The following is a 20734-nucleotide window of genomic DNA, read 5'->3' as shown; positions in this document are numbered from 1 at the left end:
AACGACTTGCAGCGCCGAGCTGCCGCATTAGGCTTAATGCCATGATCCGCCCCCTGTTGATTTCATTGCTGTTTCTATGTGTAGCCTGTGGTCGACCTCTAACCGATCACGAGCGCGCATTTGTCAGTAAAATCCACGGAGACACATTGAATCTGGATCGTGTGCGATTGGTAGAGGGTGCCCCCGTCGCAGCGGTTACATTTACCCGCAAAGCCCGCCCTCGGGTTGCCTGCCGTGAACGGATCTTACCACCTGTCAAAGAGGAAACCGTGACCGGCAAACCCGCGGGCGTTGCGCTGTTCAATCATGTATACTTCACGAAGGACTGGTATCTGGACGACTACATGAGCCAGTACCCCGATCAGGTGAACCTGATCGGGGCAATGTTGCTTGCGCATGAATTAACCCATGTCTGGCAGTGGCAAAATCGCAAGACAACTGGTTATCACCCGTTCCGCGCTGCGGCAGAGCATGGCCGGAAGGACGATCCTTACCTGTTCGACCTTGATACTTCGCCCGATTTTCTGGCCTATGGCTACGAACAGCAGGGCGCCATCGTCGAGGAATATGTTTGCTGCCGGGCGCTCGACCCCGACGCACCTCGAACCAAGCGCCTGCACGATATGCTAAGCGCGCAATTCGAAGTCTCGAAATTGCCCGGTAACAGGCGTGAAAGCTCCGTCCTGATACCCTGGGCGGGCGCAGAGATTAATGGCATCTGTCGCTGAGCTTGTTAGTTTACTTGCAGGGTCTTCAGGTAAGCCACTAGATCCACGATTGGCTTGCTGGTCAGGATTGGCTGCCCTTCCGGCGTTTTGATCGCGGTGTCGTTACCTTCGAAATAGGGGCCATAAACCGGCATCGGGCTGCCATGGCTGACCAACGGTTCGCGCCCGTCAATCCGCGCCACGACGCGCGCTGTCGGAAATACACCATTTGCATCGGCCAGCGTTCTCAGGTTTGTTGGCTGGATCACCAGCACCCCGGCCATTGGCCCATGCCCCGTTGCATCCAACCCATGACAGGTAGCGCAATAGTGCTGATACAGCTCGGCCCCGGTCTCCACGTCCTGAGCTGAAGAGGCCTGTGGTATCATGGTAAGTACAGTCAGCGCGCCCGCGCCAAGTATTGATCGGATCATCACTTTTCTCCCTCCTGCTTGGCAAATCGAGACTTGCCGGGAGTTCTCGCTGGCGCAATGATCCAGATCAACGAAATAGGCGCAGGGACAAAAGGCAATGACACAATACGCAGCCATCATGCTGGCCGCCGGGATCGGCGTTCCCATCCTCGCCGCTCTGAATGCAGCCTTGGGCAGGTTGATCGGCTCACCCAATGCGGCCGCCGTCGTCCTGTTCGCGATCGCCTTTGTCGCTTCAGCGCTGGCGCTGTTGGTACTCGGTGGATCCGATGCCTTTGCCAAACTCACCCAAGCCCCCAAACATCTGCTGCTGGGCGGCGTATTAATCGCCTTCTATGTGCTATCAATCACCCATGTGGCCCCACATTTTGGCGTGGGCAATGCGGTGTTTTTCGTCTTGCTCGGCCAGTTGATCAGCACAGCTGCGATTGACCATTTCGGTCTGTTCGGCGCTCAGGTTACGCCGCTGACATTCATGCGGGCAGGAGGCATTGCAGTAATGGCAATCGGGGTCGCCATCACTCAGCTGGCCTGAGCACGCCCCCTTCCAGCCGCAACATCCGGTCCATCCGCGCCGCCAGATCAAGGTTATGCGTCGCGATCAGCGCCGAAAGCCCTTCATCCCGCACCAGCGCCATAAGGGCCGCAAACACCTGATCCGAGGTATCGGGGTCCAGATTGCCGGTTGGCTCATCCGCCAGCAGCACACGTGGCTGATTTGCCAGTGCCCGGCAGAAGGCCACGCGCTGTTGCTCTCCGCCCGACAAGGCTGCTGGCCGGTGATCTGCGCGCGGAGCGACGCCAACGCGATCAAGCAACTGCATCGCACGGGCTTGCGCTGCTTTCTCGGAAGCACCGTTTGCCAGTTGCGGCAACACGATGTTCTCCAGCGCCGTAAACTCAGGCAACAGATGGTGGAACTGATAGACGAAGCCAACATCGCGCCGACGGATCGCTGTGCGCGTGCGATCCCCTTTGCCCGTCGCGCCCTGCCCCGCGACTTCGACTTCGCCGGTATCCGGGATATCCAGCAGGCCCGCGATATGCAGTAGGGTCGACTTGCCCGCCCCGGATGGCGCAACCAATGCCACAGCCTCACCCGCGCGCAGCTCCAGATCGGCACCGCGCAGAACCTGTACTTCTCCGGGAGTGCCTTGCAGATAGGTCTTGGTCAGACCGCTGAGCCTTAAAGTCACATCACTCATAGCGCAGCGCCTCAACCGGGTTCAGCCGCGCTGCGCGACGAGCCGGGAAATAGGTGACAAGGAAAGACAGGCCAAGTGACAGACCCACCGCTTTCATGACGTCAGACAGGTGCAATTCGGCGGGCAATGCGTAGATGCCGCGAATGGACGGGTCCCAGACGCCGCCACCCATGACGTAGTTCACGAAGGAAAAAATCGGATCGATATAGATAGCGAAGAGGCAGCCCAGTACGACGCCCATCGCTGTTCCGATGATTCCCGTAAAGGCCCCGCAAATGAAGAACACCCGCAGCACTGATCCTTCGCTGAGCCCGATGGTGCGTAAGATACCGATGTCGCGCCCTTTGTTCTTCACCAGCATGATCAACCCCGAGACGATGTTCATTGCTGCAATCAGCACGAGGATTGACAGGATGATGAACATCACATTGTCTTCGACCTCCAGTGCCCGCAGGAATCCTCCAGAGGCATCCTGCCAAGTCCAGATCTGGCTGCGCTCACCTGCGGCCTCAAGGATCGGAATCAGGATCGGGGTCAGCTCTTCGGGGCGCTCGACCATCACTTCGATCTCGTCCGCCACGCCTTCACGATTGAAGAAGCTTTGCGCCTCGGCAAACGGCATGTAGACGCGCGTGCGGTCGATGTCATAGCGCCCGGCAGAAAAGACATAGACCACCTCATAAGCGTTCACGCGGGGAGATGTGCCAAATGCGGTTTTGACACCGTTGGGCGAGGTCAGTTTGACCCGATCCCTCACCGTCGCCCCGATGGCCCGCGCCACGCCCGAGCCGATGGCGATGCCGTCCGGGAACCGGGACAGGTCACCATAGGCCTCTTCGCTTTCTGCAATACCGGGCAACTCGGCCAGATCGTCGGGACGAATGCCAAAGACCTGCACGCCTGAACTGCGGTCCGCATTGGTGATCAGCACCTGCCCTTTGACAAGCGGTGCTGCCCGTTCGACCCCCGGCACCTGCGCGATCCGCTCGGCCATTCCATCGAAATCCGTGATGGTGCGGTCTAGCCGCCCCTGCGCATCGATTTCTCCGGCGGAATACACCGTGACATGTGCGTTGGCCCCAAGAATAGTGCCCACGAATTCTGACCGGAATCCGGACCGAACAGCCAGCGTCGCGATCAGAGCGAACACAGCGAGCGTAATCCCGATCAGCGAGATCCAGGTCATCACGCTAACGCCCCCTTCGGCCCTACGGGCACGGAGGTATCGCCAGGCGATTTTCCATTCAAAAGGGGCAAAGGGCGGGGGAGATTTGGCCATTCCTGCCTCGGGTTCAGATTTTTCGCGACCCTTTCGACATTTCGCCGGATGGTCAAGCCAGTTATCGTGCGGACACCGGCTCGGCGTTACTGCGCCCGATAAAGGGGCTAAAAGAACAGTTTGAAACGAATCATTTGCCCCAAGCGCCAAATCATCACCGGCAGCACGAGAAATCACTGGCCGCAAATTATACCAATGGTTGTGAACCCCTTCACAGACAAGGGCTTATTGTTTCAGTTATGAAGTCAATGTGAGATATCAGCACCCGACTGAGTCACAATCGCAACATTCAGGTGCGAAATATTGTTTCACAAATTGATTAGTGTGAGAAACTTTGTCACCCTATTTGTGTGGGGGACACATTTTAAGAGTTTAAGGGCGGAGGCACGCTCATGGGTATTCAAGAACATATGGAAGGTACGGGCCCGATTACTGCCCGTTCAGCAGCAACAGAACTGGATTGCGAAAGCGCCGCATTGTTGCGGGCAGCGATCAGGCCAGTTTTCACAAGCGCAGCAAGCTGGGCCGGGTTGGCCGACATACTGCGTGACAAAGGCTATCGCCTTGCTTTCCGGCAGGGGCGGCTGTGCATCACGGATCGCACCACTGACGAACGCGTCTGTGGATTGCGGTTTCTGGGCTTCGAACTGGCGGAACTTGTACGCCGCTTTGGTCGCCCGATCGTGGTCGCACGCGGCAGCGAAGCGGACGGCGATTTCCTGACCGCACGTCCGACCTCAGCTTCCTGAGCTAAACCGCCGAAGGTTGCACCGCCTTGTTCAGGCGATGCCCTCATAGATTTCTGCGATCTTGGTGACGGCCGCTTCGGGGCTGAGTTCCTCACTTTCGCCGGTACGGCGGCTGGTGAGTTCGACCACACCGTTCTTCAGACCACGCGGGCCCACTGTGATGCGCCACGGCAGACCGATCAGGTCCATGGTGGCAAACTTGCCCCCTGCCCGTTCATTCCGATCATCATAAAGCGGCTCAAGCCCCAGCGCAGTCAACGCGCTGTAGAGTTTATCGCACGCCGCGTCCGCCTCTTCATCACCTTGCTTCAAGTTCACAATGCCGCAATGGAATGGAGTCACGCCTTCGGGCCAAATGATGCCCTTATCGTCATGGCTGGCTTCGATGATCGCACCGATCAGGCGGCTAACGCCGATGCCGTGGCTGCCCATATGCACCGGAACCGGCTTGCCATCCGGGCCTTGCACAGTCGCTCCAAGAGCTTCGGAATACTGGGTGCCAAAATAAAAGATCTGCCCCACTTCGATACCACGCGCCACGCGGCGGCGGTTTTCGGGGATTTGGTCAAACAGGGCTTCATCGTGGGTTTCGTCCGTGCGGGCGTATTTAGAGGTGAACTCTTCGAGGATCGCCTGACACTGTTCGCGGTTATCATAGTCGATCTCACGATCGCCGAAGGTCAGATCGGTGACCGCGCTGTCATAAAAGACTTCGGATTCACCAGTATCGGCCAGTACGAGGAACTCATGCGTGTAGTCACCGCCGATGGGTCCAGAATCAGCACGCATCGGGATGGCTTGCAGACCCATCCGCTCATAAGTACGCAGATAACTGACCAAGTGGCGGTTATAGGCGTGCAGCGCGTCTTCTTTGGTCAGATCGAAATTGTATCCGTCCTTCATGTAGAACTCGCGCCCCCGCATCACGCCGAAACGTGGGCGGATTTCATCGCGGAACTTCCACTGAATCTGATAGAGCGTCAGCGGCAGGTCTTTGTAGCTGCTCACGTGGCCGCGGAAGATGTCGGTCACCAGTTCCTCGGCGGTTGGCGTGTACAGCATATCGCGACCGTGGCGGTCCTGCATGCGAAGCATTTCCTGGCCATAATCGTCATAACGACCGGATTCGCGCCACAGGTCGGCTGATTGCAGAATCGGCATCTGGATCGCGATGTGCCCAGCCCGCGCCTGCTCTTCATGCACAATGTTCTCCAGCTTGCGCAGAACTTTGAAGCCCAATGGCAACCAGGAATAAATCCCGGCGGCGGCCTGTTTGATCATCCCGGCACGCAGCATCAGCCGGTGGCTGACGATCTGAGCCTCCGAGGGGTTTTCCTTGAGAACGGGCAGAAAGTAACGGCTGAGGCGCATAACGTAACCTTACGGGTGAGAATTTCGCTGCAAGGTGATTATTCCAAAGCCTAGCCGGGGGCAATCGCACATCGGTGTTTTGCGACCCATGCGCAGTCGGTTTTTTGATTGACCGCAACGCCGGGGTTTTCAATGTTGGCGCAAACGTTCAACCGCGAGGCAGCAATGCAAACAATCACCGAACCCGCCCGCCAGATCCCCGTTGTTCACCAGACCGACGTATTGGTTGTCGGCTCGGGTCCCGCTGGATTGTCAGCAGCGCTGGCTGCCGCACGCGCTGGGGCCGAAGTTTCCTTGATGGACAGATTCGGTTGCATGGGTGGGAATATTACGGCAGTCGGTGTCGAAGGCTTTGCTTGGTATCGCCACGAACAAACTGTCGAGGCCGGTGGCATCGGCATGGAGTTCGAAACCCGCGCCAAAGAGATGGGTGCAGCGGTGCCTGAAAGCCAATCGCTCAGCTACGAACTCGACAGCGAGGGCTTCAAACTGGTGGCCGACAAGCTGGTTGAAGAGGCTGGCGTCCATCCGATGTTGCACCGGCAATTCGTCGCCCCGATCATGGAGGGGGATCGCATCACTGGGGTGATTACCGAATCCAAAGCGGGGCGTGAGGCGATCTTGGCCAAGGTTGTCATCGACGCCACAGGGGATGCAGATGTAGCGCATCGCGCGGGCGCCCCGACCCACAAGACGCCACGCGAGGACATGATGGCGGCCTCAGTGATGTTCCATCTGGCCGGTGTCGACAAACAGGCCTTTATTGAAGGTGTCAAAGCCGACCCGCAGACCTACAAAGACTGGGGTGGCGGTGGCGAATGGAATATCGAAACCTCGGGCAAAGAGGACGACATGTTCTCGCCCTTCGTCAAGAAACCCTTCCAGCAGGCGATTGATGAGGGCCTGATACCGGCTTATTTGAACACGATCGCGGGGACCTGGGGGGCGATGCACGATACCGGAGAACTGACCTATATGAACCTGATTCATATGGACCAGATCGATGGAACCGACCCCGAAAGCCTGACCTTTGGTGAAATCGAAGGCCGCCGACAGGCGATGCTGGCCATTGATGCCCTTCGCCGTTTCATGCCGGGTTGCGAAAACGCACGTCTACGCAATTTCGGAATGACCATCGGCATTCGGGATACGCGCAAGATCGATGCTGTCTACAACATGACCGAAAATGACGCGCGTCATCAGGGCCGGTTCGAGGATTCCATCGGTATCTACCCTGAATTCATCGATGGCTACGGCATTCTGATCTTGCCGACCACGGGGCGATATATGCAGATTCCGTATCGCTCGATGCTGCCCAAAGGGATCAAGGGCCTGTTGGTTGCGGGCCGGTCCCATGGCGCGGATCGGGTCGCTCACGCCGCGACGCGCAACATGTCCTGCTGCGCGGTGATGGGTCAGGGCGCAGGGATCGCTGCGGCGTTATCCTTGAAAAGCAATCAAGATCTCGACAGCATGAACCTTGTTCCTGTGCATCAGGAACTGGAACGACAAGGCGTGAGAATTAACTGATGGAGCATATTCCGACCATAGATATCAGCCCGCTGACTGATCCTTCTGGTCCGCTGTATCAAGCAACGGTCGCGCAGATCATGGATGCCTGCACCAGCATCGGGTTTCTGTCGATCACAGGGACAGGCATCACGCCTGAGCACATCGAGCAGGTGCGCGAGTGTGTCAGTGCGATCTTTGATATCGACGAGGCCCGAAAATGGGATCAGGCCATCACCCGCGAAAACTATCGTGGGTACATTCCGATGGGGTTCTTCACGCCCAATGACGGCTCGGGCGCGGCGGATAAGTACGAAGGGTACAAGCTGCATTTCGAAGCAGCCGAAGATGCGCCGATCCGGGTTGAATGCGCACTTTACGGCCCGAATATCTGGCCCCGAGAAGTGCCCCAGGCCCGCGCGGTAATACTGGATTACTGGCTACAGCTTGATGGCGTGACAGATCTTTTGCTGGGTGCATTGGAAGTGGGGTTAAAAATCCCGCCCAACACACTACGCGACGCCTTCCGCGACCCGATGACCAACATGACCCTGCTACACTATCCGCCACAATCCCCGGATGAGCTTGGCTATGGAATTCATCCGCATAAGGACACCGACGCGCTGACAATAATCGCTCCCGATCCGGTCGGAGGACTTGAGGTGCAGACCCGCACCGGCGGCTGGATCACACCGGACTGCCCGCCCGGCGGCTTCGTGGTCAATATCGGCGACATGCTGGAACTGTGGTCGGGCGGGCGGTTGAAATCGACCCCGCATCGCGTGGTTAATCGATCCGGGCGTGAACGCTATTCCTTCCCTTATTTCGCCGTTCCGCGCCACGATGTGGTGGTTGCGCCACTGCTGCCTGCCCTGTCCGGCTTTGATCGCCCGAAGGTACATTGCGGACACTGGTCGGCGGAAATCTGGCGCACCAACTGGCCTGATGAAATGGCCACAGGTGAGACACCGGAACTGGGTACTCTGACAGACTAGGGTATAAAAATCGCGCGCCATGAACCGCTTGCATCGCCGGGCGTCATGGGCCAAGAACACGGCAATGCTGTGCAAACGAGGGATTGCGCCATGGCCTTGCCGGTGAAGGATCAGCTTAGATACTGGGGCATTGCCGCCGCTGTTTTCGTGCTGCTTTTGTACCTGTTGGGCGATGTCTTGCTGCCCTTTGTGATCGGTGGTGCGATTGCATATTTCCTTGATCCCGTTGCGGACCGCCTGGAAACACTCGGCCTTTCGCGCATGGCTGCGACCGGGATCATTACCGTTGTCGGCGTGTTTGGTTTTGTTTTGATGATTCTTATGGTTGTGCCCGCGTTGATCACACAGCTACTGGATCTGATTGATGTTTTGCCAAGCCTTTTTAAAGAACTGCGCGCCTTTATTGAGAAACAATTCCCGGCTTTGCTCGATCGCGAATCAAATACCCACCAGATGCTGGTGTCATTTGGCGAGACGCTGAAATCAAAAACCGGCGATGTGCTGCAAACCGTTCTGGCCTCATTGGGTTCAGCGATAAATGTCGTCGTCCTGTTGGTTATCGTACCGGTTGTCGCGGTTTATCTGCTGATGGATTGGGATCGCATGATCACCCGGATCGGAGAGCTCTTGCCCCGTGATCACGCCCCCACGATCAAACGACTTGCTGGTGAAATCGACGCCGTTCTTGCCTCATTCGTGCGTGGAATGGGTACCGTCTGCCTGATCCTCGGCACCTACTATGCTGTCGCATTGATGCTGGTCGGTCTGCAATTCGGCCTGATCGTCGGCTTCATTGCAGGACTGGTAACCTTCATCCCCTATTTGGGCGCCCTGATCGGAGGCACCCTAGCCATAGGCCTGGCCCTGTTTCAGTTCTGGGGGGACTGGGCACATATCGGTTTGGTCGCCGGTATATTTGCTATCGGACAGGTGACCGAGGGCAACTTCCTGACGCCCAACCTCGTCGGTAGTTCAGTGGGCCTGCACCCGGTCTGGCTGCTGCTGGCCTTGTCGGTCTTCGGCGCGCTGTTCGGCTTTGTCGGAATGCTGATCGCAGTACCTGTAGCGGCTGCCTTGGGCGTGCTGGCACGGTTTGCGACCGAGCAATATCTGCACAGCCGCCTATATACCGGGCTTGAAGGGCTCAATCAGGAAGACGAATAAATGGCCATGCAGCTCAGCTTTGATCTGCCGTCCAAGACTGCCTTGGGCCGCGAAGACTTTTTCGTCTCGCCTGCTAATGCGCTGGCTGTTGCGATGATCTCTGCCACCTCATGGCCTGGCAACAAACTGGTGCTGAGCGGCCCCGCAGGATCGGGCAAGACCCATCTGGCGCATGTCTGGGCCGGCGAGACCGGCGGTCGAATCGTACAAGCCGCCGCACTTCGATATGACGACGTGCCGGACCTGGCGCGCGGTCCGGTGGCGGTCGAGGATGTGCCGGTAATCGCTGCGGACGCCGAGCAGCAGAAAACTCTGTTCCATTTGCACAATCTGGTTCTGGCTGAGGGCCACGCCTTGCTGATGACCGGGCGCACGACGCCGAAGCTGTGGCATCTGCCGCTGGCTGATCTGCAAAGCCGGGCCGAAGGTGCGCATCATGTGTCGCTTGAAGGGCCGGACGATGCGTTGCTGGGCGCAGTGCTGGCGAAGCTATTCACCGACCGGCAGCTCAATCCGGCGCCGGATGTCATAGCATATCTGGTCAAGCATATGAATCGAAGCTTTGAAACCGCCGCCCGCGTGGTCGAGCAGCTGGACGAAATTGCGCTAACCGAAAAACGCGACATCACGCGTGCGCTGGCGGTGCGTCTATTGAACACAGAAGCCGAACAATCGGATGCCTGCAATTGACCGAACAAGGGTGATCTCGCATCCTGTCGCGCAAAAGACCTGGGGACACCATGACCAAGATTGCCGAGACTGATTTCCCGGATCACGGGCTGTTCGGAAGGCCGCTGTTCGAAGATCCGGGCGCCCGTGCACTTTCCCGGGTCGGGGTTGTCGATATCGGATCGAACTCGGTCCGGATGGTGATCTTTGACGGCGCGGCGCGCTCACCGGCCTATTTCTACAATGAAAAGGTGATGTGCGAACTGGGCGCCGGCCTGTCAGAGACCGGCCGACTGAACCCTGAAGGTCGCAAACGGGCGCTGGCTGCCTTGCACAGGTTTCAGCATCTTGCCAGAGACCTCGGCCTGCCCGCCCTGCACGCGGTCGCCACCGCTGCGGTGCGCGAGGCCAGCGATGGACCGGATTTCTGCGCGCAGGCAAAAGCCGAAACCGGCCTGATCATCAACGTTGTCGATGGCGAGGAAGAAGCACGGCTCTCAGCTCAGGGCGTGCTGCTGGGTTGGCCCGGAGCTTATGGGCTGATTTGCGACATCGGTGGCTCGTCCGTCGAACTCGCTGAGATCGGAGGCGGCAAGGTCGGACGTCGCATGACTTCGCCCCTGGGGCCGCTCAAGCTGCGCGATATCAAAGGCGGTCGCCGGGCGCGTAAGGAGCATATCAAGAAGACGCTGGAAGAGATGCGCGACCGGATGGGCCCTCAACGTGATCGGCTGTTTCTGGTCGGCGGCAGCTGGCGCGCCTTCGCACGTCTGGACATGCTGCGCCGAGGCTATCCGCTGAACGTGCTGCACGAATACCGCATGACACAAAGTCAGGTACGCGAGACCATCAAGTTCATCGAACAGAATGATCCTGATGAATTGCGCGCATTGGCCGGTGTGTCGGGCTCGCGTATGGCATTGATCCCCTATGCAATGGATGTGCTTTCACGCCTGATCCGCACGTTCAAACCAAAGGACATCGCGATTTCAAGCTACGGCATCCGCGAAGGATTGCTGTATGAACAGATGCCGCAACGCCTGCGCGACCGGGATCCTTTGATCGAAGCCTGCCGGTTTGCCGAAGCGAAAGACGCGCGCTTGCCCGGTTTCGGCAAACACCTGTTCGATTTTGTCATGCCCTTGTTCCGTTCGGCGCCGGAACCGATGCTGCGCCTGATCAAGGCAGCTTGTCTGCTGCATGACGTCAGTTGGCGTGCGCATCCAGATTACCGGGCCGAGGCTTGTTTCGAATATGTCACCCGCGCCAACATGAGCGGGATCAAACATTCCGAGCGGATCTTTATCGGGCTCGCTTTGCAACACCGATATCGCAACAAACGCGAAGGGAGCCGCTTTACCGAGCTTTACGAACTGCTCGACGAACGCGGCCAGGAACAAGCCGAAATCCTGGGCAAAGCACTACGGTTCGGAGCGATGCTTTGGATGCAGCACGACGCAGCCATGGGCAAGATGCGTTACTATCCCAAAAAACAAAAGCTCGAACTGCGTCTGCCCAAATCGGCAGGCGCATTGTTCAACGAAGTCGCCGAGGCCCGTTTTAACTCGTTGGCCGGCGCGCTGAAATCAGAACCCAAAGTGATCATTCGCGGATAATCAGATATCGGTATAACCGTTAGAAGTCTCTTCTTCCGGCACAACTTCTTCGGGCTGATCTTTGGGCTTCTTGCGGATGATAATGTCGCCGTTTGGTAACATCTCGGGCGATTCATACGCGCTCCAATCCTGCACCTGAGCAGCCAACTCAGCCAGCGCCGGACCCATTTCCCGCATGAAAGACTGCAAAGCCGGACCAAATTGGTCCGCAAATCCACGCAGGTCTTCGATCGTGGGCTCCATCTCTTGCCGCAAGCCTTCCAGAAACAACTCGGCACCCCGCTCCATCAGCGACTTACCCGAATCGTCCTGTGCTTGGGCAGGCAGGGCCAAGGCGGTACAAATAGCGCTGATCAGCATGAGACGTAGCATAGCTTGAATATAAGCGAGCGTGCCGAGTGTTGAAAGGTCAGAGGTCGATATCCAACGTCACCGGGAAGTGGTCGGATGCGGTTAGCAAGGCATCCCTCAGCTCGGGGTTGCCCCAGCAGGCGGCATCGCGAAACGGATGCCAGATGCGCCAGTTCGGGTGGTGGGCGCGCAAATCCTCGCTAATCATGATGTAGTCCAACAACGCCTCAAGATACCGTCCCTCATTCGGCCGCGCAAATCGTGCAGTTGCTGGGACGGAACCGGGGCGCAGTTCCAATGCCCTTGCTGCATGAGGATCATAGAGCCCCGCCTGCAACAATATCTCGACCGACGATCGACCGAAGAGGTGTTCGAACTCATCCAGTCCGGGTCCGTCATTGAGATCGCCCAGCAAAATCACCGGCTCTTGCTCCGTCAAATGATGTCGGACCCGTCGACCCAGCCATACCGCCTGCGCCAACTGCTTACGGCGATTGGCAATCGAAATTCGTATCATCTCATCCCGCGATGCAGCGCCATGGGGCGCTTTGGACTTCAGATGCGCCCCGATCAGTCGAAACTCCTGCCCTGAGGTTGTTTGGATCGCCAATTCCATCGGAGGCTTTGAAAACCGCACAAGATCCTCGGTCGCATCCACATCCAGGTCGATCCGGAACTCGGCATCGAAACGCGGCGCGTTCTCGGCCTCCCTTGCGTCGTGTTTGGCTGTAAGAATTTCGGGATCATAAAGCAGGGCCAATTCCTGATGTGTATCATTGGGAAATCCCATGATTGCATGGCTTGTACGCAGACCGAACGCCTCGGCAAATCGCTGCAAGGCACGGACGGTATTCTGAGACTTGCCTGTGTTGGGGGCTTCGACGATCAGCATCGCATCGGCATCGATCGCCGTCAGCACCTTTGCGATCGCCTCAACCTGCCGGGCCTTGGTCACATCGTGACGCCCTGACCAGCTGCCATCGACAATCAGGCTGTCATTGCGATCAAACAGGTTGGCGAACCATTCGATATTGTAGGTCGCCAACCGCACGGATCAGACCCGAGCGCCGTTGATTTCATCCCAGGCGCGGTTGATGTCGATCATCTTTTTCTCGGCCAGCCGCACCGCCTCTTCCGGAACGCCGCGTGCCAGCATCGCATCGGGGTGAGTTTCTCGCACCAGTTGCCGCCAAACCTTGCGAATTTCGGTCAGAGGAGCGTCGCGGGGAACGCCCAGAACCGTATAGGGGTCTTTCGGCGCATCCGGTACGAAACGCGCGCGCAGGGCCATGAACTGAGCGTCGGTCTGGCCGAAAATGCGGCTGACTTCTTCCAAAAACTCGTTTTCGTTCGGATGGTAGAACCCGTCCGCCATAGCAATGTGAAACAGCCCTTCCATCAAATCGCACAGGGTGGTGCTATCTTCGGCGAACATGCGGGCAATCCGGCGGGCATAGTCCTGATATCCAGCAACGTCTGTCCGTGCCATGTCAAAGACCTTGGCCGCCCCGTCTTCATCTTCGGGCGCGATCTGAAACACTTCACGGAAAGCCGTCACCTCATCCCGCGTCACCTGACCGTCGGCCTTGGCCATCTTGGCGCCAAGCGCCACGACAGCAATCGCAAAGGCCACCGAACGTTCTGGCGGCGTGCGCAGTTTCTCAAACACCGCAGTCAGGCTTTCGCCCTGGGCAAGCGCGTTCAGCGCGTCGGCTATTCTGGACCAGATCGACATGGGCGCACCCTAGCGTGCCTTGTCACGACTGTCAGGTGCGACAGATGACTGCGGGCCGAGTATTTTCTGCATCAGGACAAGATCCAGCCGCTGCCCCCATTTGAACCCCACTTCAGGCATGCGTCCCACCTGCTTGAAACCAATTGCCTTATGGAAGGCGATGGCTGCGGGGTTGGCCGATGAAATGCCCGCCACCAAGACATGCACGTTATCCTCCCGCGCGATGGCTTCAAGAGCCTCCATCAACGAACGGCCAACATGCTGGCCTCTGGCTTCGGGTGCCAACTGTATCGAATGTTCGCGGCACTGCGCATATCCCGGTCCCGAGCGGAAGGCGCCATAGGTCGCAAACCCCTCGACGGCACCACTGCGCTCGGCGATGAGAAAAGCAGGGCCTTTGGTTTCGATCTCTGCGGCCACGCTTTCTACGCTGCGTTCATCGTTGGTGAACGTGATAAGCGTATTTCTGATGATCGCGTTTGCGATCGCCCTAATCGCAGGTGCATCTTGGGTTCTGGCCTGCCGGATGTTCATTCCAGCACGCGCAACCCGTGCGGTGTTTCGAATTCAGCGCGCAATGCAGCCGGGCCGCTGTCAAACGCGACATTCTCCAACGCCCCCAAACCTTTGGCTAAGTCGATTGCATCCGGATGGCACACTATAAGGCGGCGTAACCGGCAGCCACTGTCCTGAAGCATTTGCGCCGGATGCAGATCACCCTGCCACTCGATAAGCGCCGGAAAGAGGTTGTCAAATGGCAGACGTCCACTTGGGGGGACTGCCATACGCCAGCGCAGCGCGCCTCGGTTCAGATCGATAGGTTGTCCGACGCCGTCAGGGAAAACGGTCAGTGACGCTTCGATATCCGGAACCCGGCAAATCCAGTTGGTCAGGCGGGGTGATCCGGTGAACCGGTCCAGATCGAACCAGCGCGTCCTTTGCGGTTTGGAGGCTTCGGGGTCGATCGCAATCGCCTCCAGATAGAGCCCATCCCGCAAGCCCAAAAGTCGATTATACGTCCCGAATTTTTCATGCTTGCCGCCGTCCTGAAGCCGTACGCCCAGCGCCTGTTCGATATGGTCAGAAGCTTCTTCAAGCGTTTCGCCCGCAACAGCCAGATGATCCAGTAACATGAAGACGCCTCCTGATGACAAACGACCAGACCATTTGGGTCTGGTCGCATGTTTTCCGCAAAGGGGCGAAATCACAAGATTTTTCGTACGAAAAATCTTGGCGCCGGCGTCAGGTTTTGGCTTCGCCGATCAAACGCAAGATGTCTTGTGCCGCTTCAGGGATGTTCGTTCCCGGACCAAAGATCGCCTTCACACCGTGATCGTAAAGGAACTGGTAATCCTGTTGCGGAATGACCCCACCGCAGATGACTATGATGTCCTCAGCCCCCGCCTTTTTCAGTTCCTCAACCAACTGAGGCGCCAATGTCTTATGCCCCGCAGCCTGCGAAGAGATCCCAATCACATGCACATCATTGTCCACCGCGTCCTGTGCGGCTTCTGCAGGCGTCTGGAACAGAGGGCCGACATCCACATCAAACCCGATATCGGCAAAGGCAGTGGCAATCACCTTGGCCCCTCGATCGTGGCCGTCCTGCCCCATCTTGACCACCAGCAGACGCGGGCGACGCCCCTCGGCCTCGGCGAATTCTTCTATGGAATTCTGAATCGCGGCAAAACCTTCGTCACCCTCATAGGCCGCCCCATAAACACCGGCCAGGGTCTTCACTTCGGCGCGGTGACGACCGAACTCTTTCTCCATTGCCATGCTGATCTCTCCTACGGATGCGCGGGCTCGAGCGGCCTCGACGGCGGCGGCCAGCAGGTTACCTCCCTCGCGGGCGGTTGTTGTCAGGGCGTCCAGTGCCTGTTGGCAAGCCGCCTCGTCGCGCGTTGCACGGATACGCTCCAGCCGCGCGACCTGAGCTTCGCGCACGGCCACGTTATCGACGTCCAGAATATCGATCGGGTCTTCTTGCTCTTTGCGATACTTGTTGACACCAACGATGACCTCTTCGCCCCGGTCGATCATGGCCTGACGGCGCGCAGCGCTTTCCTCGATCCGCAGCTTGGGCATGCCACTGGCAACGGCCTTGGTCATACCGCCCATTTCCTCGACCTCTTCCATAAGAGCCCAGGCTTTTTCGACCAACTCGTTGGTCAGGCTTTCGACGTAGTAAGAGCCCGCCAGCGGATCGACCACATCGGTCACGCCGGTTTCCTCTTGCAACACCAGTTGCGTGTTTCGCGCGATACGTGCCGAGAAATCGGTTGGCAGCGCGATCGCCTCGTCCAGTGCGTTGGTATGCAGTGACTGTGTGCCGCCCAGAACCGCGCTCATGGCCTCATAGGCAGTGCGGACCACGTTGTTATAGGGGTCCTGTTCCTGCAGCGACACGCCCGAGGTCTGGCAATGAGTTCGCAGCATTTTCGACCGTTCGGATTTCGCCCCGAACTCGGTCATTACCCGATGCCAAAGGGTGCGCGCAGCGCGTAGTTTGGCGATCTCCATGAAGAAATTCATGCCGATGGCAAAGAAGAACGACAGACGACCCGCGAACTTGTCCACGTCCATGCCTGATTCCGTCGCTGCGCGCACATATTCGCGCCCGTCGGCCAGCGTATAAGCCAGTTCCTGCACCAGGTTCGCCCCGGCCTCTTGCATGTGATAGCCGGAGATCGAGATCGAGTTGAACTTGGGCATCTCATTCGAAGTGTAATCGATGATGTCCGAGATGATCTTCATCGAAGGCTCGGGCGGGTAGATATAGGTGTTACGCACCATAAACTCTTTCAGAATGTCGTTCTGAATGGTGCCCGAGAGCACGGCCTTGTCATGCCCCTGCTCTTCACCTGCAACGATGAAGCTGGCCAGAACCGGGATCACCGCCCCGTTCATCGTCATTGAGACCGAAACCTTGTCCAGCGGGATACCGTCGAACAGGATTTTCATATCCTCAACGCTGTCGATGGCCACACCGGCCTTGCCGACATCGCCCACCACACGGGGATGGTCACTGTCATACCCCCGGTGAGTCGCCAGATCGAAGGCGACCGAGACACCTTGCTGGCCGGCTGCCAGATTGCGGCGGTAAAATGCATTCGATTCTTCAGCCGTCGAGAAGCCTGCATATTGACGGATCGTCCAAGGGCGCCCCGCATACATCGTCGCTTTTACGCCGCGCGTAAACGGACCGAAGCCCGGAAGCGAGCCCATATGCGGCAGATCAGCCGTGTCTTCCTGAGTATAAAGCGGTTTGACGTCGATGCCTTCCAGCGTCTCTTTGGTCAGATCGCCCAAAGGTCGGCCGCGCAGCTCTTTTTCAGCCAGCACCTGCCAGTCGTTGGTGTCGGTCATGTCGATTTCCTCTGTTCAATTCTGGTTTCGGCGGGGGCGACCCCGCGTGCATTGCTATCTGTCCGGCAGATCAGTTCAGCCCTCCCATCGGCGCCCGAGGCAAGCCATTCCAGATCATCGGCATAATCAGCCCAAAGCTGCATCGCCTGTTCAGCGGTCAGACCATGGGGCGTGGGTTTGGGCGCAGCATTCAACGCAAGGCCATCGCTGAATTCGGGCGCGGTGCGACCCGTCAGCGCCTGAAGCTGCGCCTGTTGATGACCCGCAAATTCCTCAAACGGCAAAACGAGCAATGGGACGCCCGGGAAGGCGTGGCTAATATCGGTGATGACGTCTCGCCAGCTCCGCTTGCTTTGCGCGATGCGGGTCCACTTTGTGGGCTCTATTGGGGCGCTGCCACGTTTGAACTTATAGGCGGCCACGGAAGACCAATACATATCCAACGCGCGGATATTCAAAGCAATTTTAGTGACTCTTCCATCAAATGCCCTTGCCAAAAGCTGCCCACGTTCCTGCATACCTGGATAGAGCGAGGCAAAGGCAATATTGCGCTCCATTGAGCCCACGAAATTCTCTTGGCTGACCAATAGCTGCGTCGCGCCGTCTTGCTGACATACGTCCAACTCGCGGCGTAATCCATCACAGACCTCAGGCGTCAGTTTATTCAAGCTGTTGAGGCCATTGGAGCGTGTTCGCTCCGGCCCCCAATACGCCAGACCTTGATCTGCAAGGACCTGCACGTTCCGGCTCAGATAGTTCTGGAAACTGGTGCTTGCACATCGATGTGCACCGCAATGCAGGATCACTTCCATCGGCCTACTCTCCCCACACGAAGGCCGCGGGAACGGCGCATTTTGTAGGCAAATTGATAAATACGCATGGGTGGGTGCGGCGTCCACGAAGCAAATTTTTGGTGATCACACGCATTTCGTCAGTCGCATTCGCCCCAGCAGAGGCTATATTCATCACAACAGGAGGCCTCATGACACGCACGCTTGCCTTTGTTTTCTCGGCACTATTCCCGTTGGCCGCCTTGGCCGCCGACGCGACTGCCCCTGCGAATGACAGCTTTGTTCGTCCAGTAGCTGACAGCGATCTAAGCGATTTTCTCTGGACGCATCGCCCGATCGTCGTTTTTGCCGATACCCCGGCAGACCCAAGATTCCAGCAACAGATTGACATGTTACTCGAAGGCGAGGACGCAATGCGGGATCGCGACGTGATTGTCTTGACCGATACTGATCCGGCGGCGCGATCATCGATCCGATCAAAACTGCGACCACGTGGATTCCAGATGGTGTTTGTCGACAAGGATGGTGTCGTCAAACTGCGCAAACCCAGCCCATGGAGCGTGCGTGAGATTGGCCGATCCATTGACAAGACGCCTTTGCGCGAACGCGAAATCCGCGAACGACGTGAGGGCGGCTGAGCACCTGCGACATGCTTCAAGATCCCGGCGGAAGCCGCTGGGAACCTTGAAAGATATGTCGCAGGTGCGCGCATCATCACTCGAACTCGATGATCACATCGTCAACGGCCAGACTGTCGCCGGGGCCCGCGTTGATCTTGGAGACAACGCCCTTTTTCTCGGCGCGCAGGATGTTCTCCATCTTCATCGCCTCAACGGTACAAAGTGCCTGACCTTCCTGCACCTCCTGACCTACTTCCACATCAATCTTCACGATCAAGCCCGGCATTGGGCAGAGCAGCATTTTCGATGTATCAGGCGGCAGCTTCTCGGGCATCAGGCGGGCCAGTTCGGCCTGACGCGGGGTGCGCACATGTACCTTGAGGTCAGCCCCTCGGTTTCGGATACGGAACCCGCCCGATATCTTTCCAACCTTCAAGACCAACGGGCTGCCATCCACGTCCAACACCGCAAGTTGGTCACCCGGCGTCCAGTCAGAGGACACTCGCAGAGCTGACCCGTCTTTGAATTTGACAGTCGCGCCCTGTTTGTCAGCCTTAACCTTGACGCTGAAATCCTGCCCTTGCAGAGCGACATTCCAACGTTTGCCGACTTTCCGTTCATGGTTGTCCATCCGGCCCGATACGCGGGTGCGACGGATTTCGGCAACCCGGTGCATGGCAGCGCACGAGGCTGCGATGCGACGCAGATCTTCTTCGGGAAGGTCGACGCCTTCGAACCCGTCCGGATACTCCTCGGCGATGAAAGCGGTCGTCATGTCACCACTTACAAATTTCGGGTGATCCATGACCGCTGACAGGAATGGCAAGTTGTGACCGATGCCTTCGACTTCGAAACTGTCCAGCGCCACGCGCATGGCTTCAATCGCCTGTTCGCGGGTCGGTGCCCAAGTACACAGCTTGGCGATCATCGGGTCGTAATACATGCTGATCTCGCCGCCCTCATAGACGCCGGTATCGTTACGCACAGCGCTATCCCCTTTAGGCGTATCACCTTGCCATTTGTCATTCACAAGCAGCGGGCCGGCTGCGACCTCCTGCGGCGGGCGATAACGGGTAAGGCGGCCAATCGAGGGCAAGAAGCCACGATACGGGTCCTCTGCATAAAGACGGTTTTCAATCGCCCAGCCTGTCAGGGTGACGTCATCCTGCGTGATCGACAGTTTTTCACCAGCGGCCACACGGATCATCTGTTCGACAAGATCGACACCAGTGATCAGTTCGGTCACCGGGTGTTCCACCTGCAGGCGGGTGTTCATTTCGAGGAAGTAGAAGTTCTTTTCGCCATCCACGATGAATTCCACCGTACCGGCACTGGCATAGTCCACCGCTTTGGCAAGCGCGACGGCCTGTTCGCCCATCGCCTTACGGGTTTCGGGGTCAAGAAAGGGCGATGGCGCCTCTTCCACAACCTTCTGGTTCCGGCGCTGGATCGAGCATTCGCGTTCCCCGAGATAGATGCCATTGCCGTGACTGTCACAGAGCACCTGAATCTCGATATGGCGCGGCTGAGTCACGAATTTCTCGATGAAAATCCGGTCGTCGCCGAAGGAGTTCGCGGCCTCGTTCTTGGATGACTGGAAACCTTCCCGCGCCTCTTCGTCATTCCACGCAATCCGCATGCCCTTGCCACCGCCGCCTGCGCTGGCCTTGATCATCACCGGATAGCCAATGTCGTTCGAAATCTTCACCGCCTCATCGGCGTCTTCGATCAGGCCCATGTAACCGGGCACCGTCGAAACCCCGGCCTCCTGCGCGATCTTCTTCGAGGTGATCTTGTCCCCCATGCTTTCGATCGCACCGACCGGGGGGCCGACAAAGGCGACGCCTTCGGCATCCAGCGCCTCGGCGAATTTGGAGTTCTCGGATAGAAAGCCATAACCGGGGTGGACCGCCTGCGCGCCGCTTTTACGGATGGCATCCATCACCTTGTCGATGACGATGTATGACTGGTTGGCGGGCGGCGGGCCGATATGCACGGCCTCATCCGCCATTGAAACATGCAGGGCGTTCTTGTCAGCATCTGAATAGATGGCAACCGTGCCAATGCCCATCTTGCGGGCGGTCTTGATGACCCGGCAGGCAATCTCGCCCCGGTTTGCGATCAGGATCTTGTTGAACATGGAACGTCCTTTGGCTTGATGTTCTGGAAA

General features: G+C 57.9%; 21 protein-coding genes. 9 read left to right on the top strand and 12 right to left on the bottom strand.

What is annotated here, in order from left to right:
* The first annotated feature begins 41 nt into the window (after positions 1–41).
* Complete coding sequence (locus ACRZ96_RS06910) at positions 42–728, top strand: hypothetical protein (RefSeq protein ID WP_170392110.1); 687 nt, start codon at positions 42–44, stop codon at positions 726–728.
* Between the two features lie 5 nt (positions 729–733).
* On the opposite strand, the gene ACRZ96_RS06905 is transcribed toward ACRZ96_RS06910, so the two are convergent.
* Positions 734–1141, bottom strand: a complete 408-nt coding sequence (locus ACRZ96_RS06905; protein WP_170392112.1) for a c-type cytochrome — start codon at positions 1139–1141, stop codon at positions 734–736.
* A gap of 97 nt (positions 1142–1238) precedes the next feature.
* On the opposite strand from ACRZ96_RS06905, the gene ACRZ96_RS06900 reads away from it, so the two are divergent.
* A complete protein-coding gene (locus ACRZ96_RS06900; protein WP_170512310.1) occupies positions 1239–1676 on the top strand; it encodes a DMT family transporter in 438 nt (145 codons plus the stop codon).
* On the opposite strand, the gene ACRZ96_RS06895 is transcribed toward ACRZ96_RS06900, so the two are convergent.
* Both ACRZ96_RS06895 and ACRZ96_RS06890 read right to left on the bottom strand, forming a co-directional pair.
* Complete coding sequence (locus tag ACRZ96_RS06895) at positions 1660–2346, bottom strand: ABC transporter ATP-binding protein (protein ID WP_170392116.1); 687 nt, start codon at positions 2344–2346, stop codon at positions 1660–1662. The two genes, ACRZ96_RS06900 and ACRZ96_RS06895, sit on opposite strands and share 17 nt — an antisense overlap.
* Positions 2339–3625 (bottom strand): lipoprotein-releasing ABC transporter permease subunit, encoded by a 1287-nt coding sequence (locus ACRZ96_RS06890; RefSeq protein ID WP_480814349.1) that lies wholly within the window; start codon positions 3623–3625, stop codon positions 2339–2341. Before ACRZ96_RS06890 ends, ACRZ96_RS06895 begins: the two co-directional genes overlap by 8 nt.
* A 392-nt stretch (positions 3626–4017) precedes the next feature.
* Between ACRZ96_RS06890 and ACRZ96_RS06885 the strand changes: the two genes are divergently transcribed.
* Positions 4018–4374 (top strand): hypothetical protein, encoded by a 357-nt coding sequence (locus ACRZ96_RS06885; RefSeq protein ID WP_170563856.1) that lies wholly within the window; start codon positions 4018–4020, stop codon positions 4372–4374.
* 30 nt (positions 4375–4404) lie between these two features.
* Here the strand turns inward: ACRZ96_RS06885 and proS are convergent, their stop codons facing one another.
* The gene (gene proS, locus ACRZ96_RS06880) at positions 4405–5745 is read right to left on the bottom strand and encodes a proline--tRNA ligase (protein ID WP_170465087.1); all 1341 of its coding nucleotides are present in this window, start codon (positions 5743–5745) and stop codon (positions 4405–4407) included.
* 132 nt (positions 5746–5877) lie between these two features.
* Between proS and ACRZ96_RS06875 the strand changes: the two genes are divergently transcribed.
* The 5 genes from ACRZ96_RS06875 to ACRZ96_RS06855 all read left to right on the top strand — a co-directional run bounded on the left by ACRZ96_RS06875 (position 5878) and on the right by ACRZ96_RS06855 (position 11698).
* A complete protein-coding gene (locus ACRZ96_RS06875) occupies positions 5878–7275 on the top strand; it encodes an FAD-dependent oxidoreductase (protein ID WP_480814371.1) in 1398 nt (465 codons plus the stop codon).
* Positions 7275–8249 carry an isopenicillin N synthase family dioxygenase gene (locus ACRZ96_RS06870; protein WP_480706749.1) on the top strand — a complete coding sequence of 325 codons (975 nt, stop codon included), beginning with the start codon at positions 7275–7277 and terminating at the stop codon, positions 8247–8249. The genes ACRZ96_RS06875 and ACRZ96_RS06870 overlap by 1 nt, the downstream gene beginning before the upstream one ends.
* A gap of 90 nt (positions 8250–8339) precedes the next feature.
* A complete protein-coding gene (locus ACRZ96_RS06865; RefSeq protein ID WP_480706983.1) occupies positions 8340–9413 on the top strand; it encodes an AI-2E family transporter in 1074 nt (357 codons plus the stop codon).
* Positions 9414–10103, top strand: coding sequence for an HdaA/DnaA family protein (locus tag ACRZ96_RS06860; protein WP_480706751.1), 690 nt, complete (start codon positions 9414–9416; stop codon positions 10101–10103).
* Positions 10104–10153: 50 nt separating this feature from the next.
* The gene (locus tag ACRZ96_RS06855) at positions 10154–11698 is read left to right on the top strand and encodes a Ppx/GppA family phosphatase (protein ID WP_170401504.1); all 1545 of its coding nucleotides are present in this window, start codon (positions 10154–10156) and stop codon (positions 11696–11698) included.
* On the opposite strand, the gene ACRZ96_RS06850 is transcribed toward ACRZ96_RS06855, so the two are convergent.
* The 7 genes from ACRZ96_RS06850 to ACRZ96_RS06820 form a co-directional block, all read right to left on the bottom strand.
* Entirely contained in the window at positions 11699–12070 is a 372-nt protein-coding gene (locus tag ACRZ96_RS06850) for a hypothetical protein (RefSeq protein ID WP_170512319.1), read from the bottom strand. It lies immediately after the preceding gene.
* Positions 12071–12107: 37 nt separating this feature from the next.
* A complete protein-coding gene (locus tag ACRZ96_RS06845) occupies positions 12108–13100 on the bottom strand; it encodes an endonuclease/exonuclease/phosphatase family protein (RefSeq protein WP_170594704.1) in 993 nt (330 codons plus the stop codon).
* Positions 13101–13103: 3 nt separating this feature from the next.
* Entirely contained in the window at positions 13104–13784 is a 681-nt protein-coding gene (locus tag ACRZ96_RS06840; RefSeq protein WP_170392133.1) for a molecular chaperone DjiA, read from the bottom strand.
* Positions 13785–13793: 9 nt separating this feature from the next.
* Entirely contained in the window at positions 13794–14318 is a 525-nt protein-coding gene (locus tag ACRZ96_RS06835; protein ID WP_480814348.1) for an N-acetyltransferase family protein, read from the bottom strand.
* Positions 14315–14917 carry a VOC family protein gene (locus ACRZ96_RS06830; RefSeq protein WP_223116798.1) on the bottom strand — a complete coding sequence of 201 codons (603 nt, stop codon included), beginning with the start codon at positions 14915–14917 and terminating at the stop codon, positions 14315–14317. The genes ACRZ96_RS06835 and ACRZ96_RS06830 overlap by 4 nt, the downstream gene beginning before the upstream one ends.
* 109 nt (positions 14918–15026) lie before the next feature.
* On the bottom strand, positions 15027–17153 hold the full coding sequence (gene scpA / locus ACRZ96_RS06825; RefSeq protein ID WP_170512325.1) for a methylmalonyl-CoA mutase: 2127 nt from the start codon (positions 17151–17153) through the stop codon (positions 15027–15029).
* Positions 17150–17965 carry a hypothetical protein gene (locus ACRZ96_RS06820; RefSeq protein WP_170594698.1) on the bottom strand — a complete coding sequence of 272 codons (816 nt, stop codon included), beginning with the start codon at positions 17963–17965 and terminating at the stop codon, positions 17150–17152. The genes scpA and ACRZ96_RS06820 overlap by 4 nt, the downstream gene beginning before the upstream one ends.
* Before the next feature lie 170 nt (positions 17966–18135).
* Between ACRZ96_RS06820 and ACRZ96_RS06815 the strand changes: the two genes are divergently transcribed.
* A complete protein-coding gene (locus ACRZ96_RS06815) occupies positions 18136–18582 on the top strand; it encodes a DUF4174 domain-containing protein (protein WP_170512329.1) in 447 nt (148 codons plus the stop codon).
* 76 nt (positions 18583–18658) lie between these two features.
* Here ACRZ96_RS06815 and ACRZ96_RS06810 read toward each other — a convergent pair whose 3' ends face one another.
* A complete protein-coding gene (locus ACRZ96_RS06810) occupies positions 18659–20704 on the bottom strand; it encodes an ATP-binding protein (RefSeq protein ID WP_480771953.1) in 2046 nt (681 codons plus the stop codon).
* Between the last annotated feature and the right edge of the window lie 30 nt (positions 20705–20734).

This window comes from Ruegeria sp. CF1 (assembly GCF_056537445.1).
The sequence above is the reverse complement of the archived record's forward strand: the minus strand, read 5'-3'. Positions and strand labels throughout refer to the sequence as shown.

Bases quoted from the DNA above. Each gene is read 5' to 3' on its own strand.
- ACRZ96_RS06910 (WP_170392110.1), top strand. From the start codon at position 42: ATGATCCGCCCCCTGTTGATTTCATTGCTGTTTCTATGTGTAGCCTGT.
- ACRZ96_RS06905 (WP_170392112.1), bottom strand. From the start codon at position 1,141: ATGATCCGATCAATACTTGGCGCGGGCGCGCTGACTGTACTTACCATG.
- ACRZ96_RS06900 (WP_170512310.1), top strand. From the start codon at position 1,239: ATGACACAATACGCAGCCATCATGCTGGCCGCCGGGATCGGCGTTCCC.
- ACRZ96_RS06895 (WP_170392116.1), bottom strand. From the start codon at position 2,346: ATGAGTGATGTGACTTTAAGGCTCAGCGGTCTGACCAAGACCTATCTG.
- ACRZ96_RS06890 (WP_480814349.1), bottom strand. From the start codon at position 3,625: ATGGCCAAATCTCCCCCGCCCTTTGCCCCTTTTGAATGGAAAATCGCC.
- ACRZ96_RS06885 (WP_170563856.1), top strand. From the start codon at position 4,018: ATGGGTATTCAAGAACATATGGAAGGTACGGGCCCGATTACTGCCCGT.
- proS (WP_170465087.1), bottom strand. From the start codon at position 5,745: ATGCGCCTCAGCCGTTACTTTCTGCCCGTTCTCAAGGAAAACCCCTCG.
- ACRZ96_RS06875 (WP_480814371.1), top strand. From the start codon at position 5,878: ATGTTGGCGCAAACGTTCAACCGCGAGGCAGCAATGCAAACAATCACC.
- ACRZ96_RS06870 (WP_480706749.1), top strand. From the start codon at position 7,275: ATGGAGCATATTCCGACCATAGATATCAGCCCGCTGACTGATCCTTCT.
- ACRZ96_RS06865 (WP_480706983.1), top strand. From the start codon at position 8,340: ATGGCCTTGCCGGTGAAGGATCAGCTTAGATACTGGGGCATTGCCGCC.
- ACRZ96_RS06860 (WP_480706751.1), top strand. From the start codon at position 9,414: ATGGCCATGCAGCTCAGCTTTGATCTGCCGTCCAAGACTGCCTTGGGC.
- ACRZ96_RS06855 (WP_170401504.1), top strand. From the start codon at position 10,154: ATGACCAAGATTGCCGAGACTGATTTCCCGGATCACGGGCTGTTCGGA.
- ACRZ96_RS06850 (WP_170512319.1), bottom strand. From the start codon at position 12,070: ATGCTACGTCTCATGCTGATCAGCGCTATTTGTACCGCCTTGGCCCTG.
- ACRZ96_RS06840 (WP_170392133.1), bottom strand. From the start codon at position 13,784: ATGTCGATCTGGTCCAGAATAGCCGACGCGCTGAACGCGCTTGCCCAG.
- ACRZ96_RS06835 (WP_480814348.1), bottom strand. From the start codon at position 14,318: ATGAACATCCGGCAGGCCAGAACCCAAGATGCACCTGCGATTAGGGCG.
- ACRZ96_RS06830 (WP_223116798.1), bottom strand. From the start codon at position 14,917: ATGTTACTGGATCATCTGGCTGTTGCGGGCGAAACGCTTGAAGAAGCT.
- scpA (WP_170512325.1), bottom strand. From the start codon at position 17,153: ATGACCGACACCAACGACTGGCAGGTGCTGGCTGAAAAAGAGCTGCGC.
- ACRZ96_RS06820 (WP_170594698.1), bottom strand. From the start codon at position 17,965: ATGGAAGTGATCCTGCATTGCGGTGCACATCGATGTGCAAGCACCAGT.
- ACRZ96_RS06815 (WP_170512329.1), top strand. From the start codon at position 18,136: ATGACACGCACGCTTGCCTTTGTTTTCTCGGCACTATTCCCGTTGGCC.
- ACRZ96_RS06810 (WP_480771953.1), bottom strand. From the start codon at position 20,704: ATGTTCAACAAGATCCTGATCGCAAACCGGGGCGAGATTGCCTGCCGG.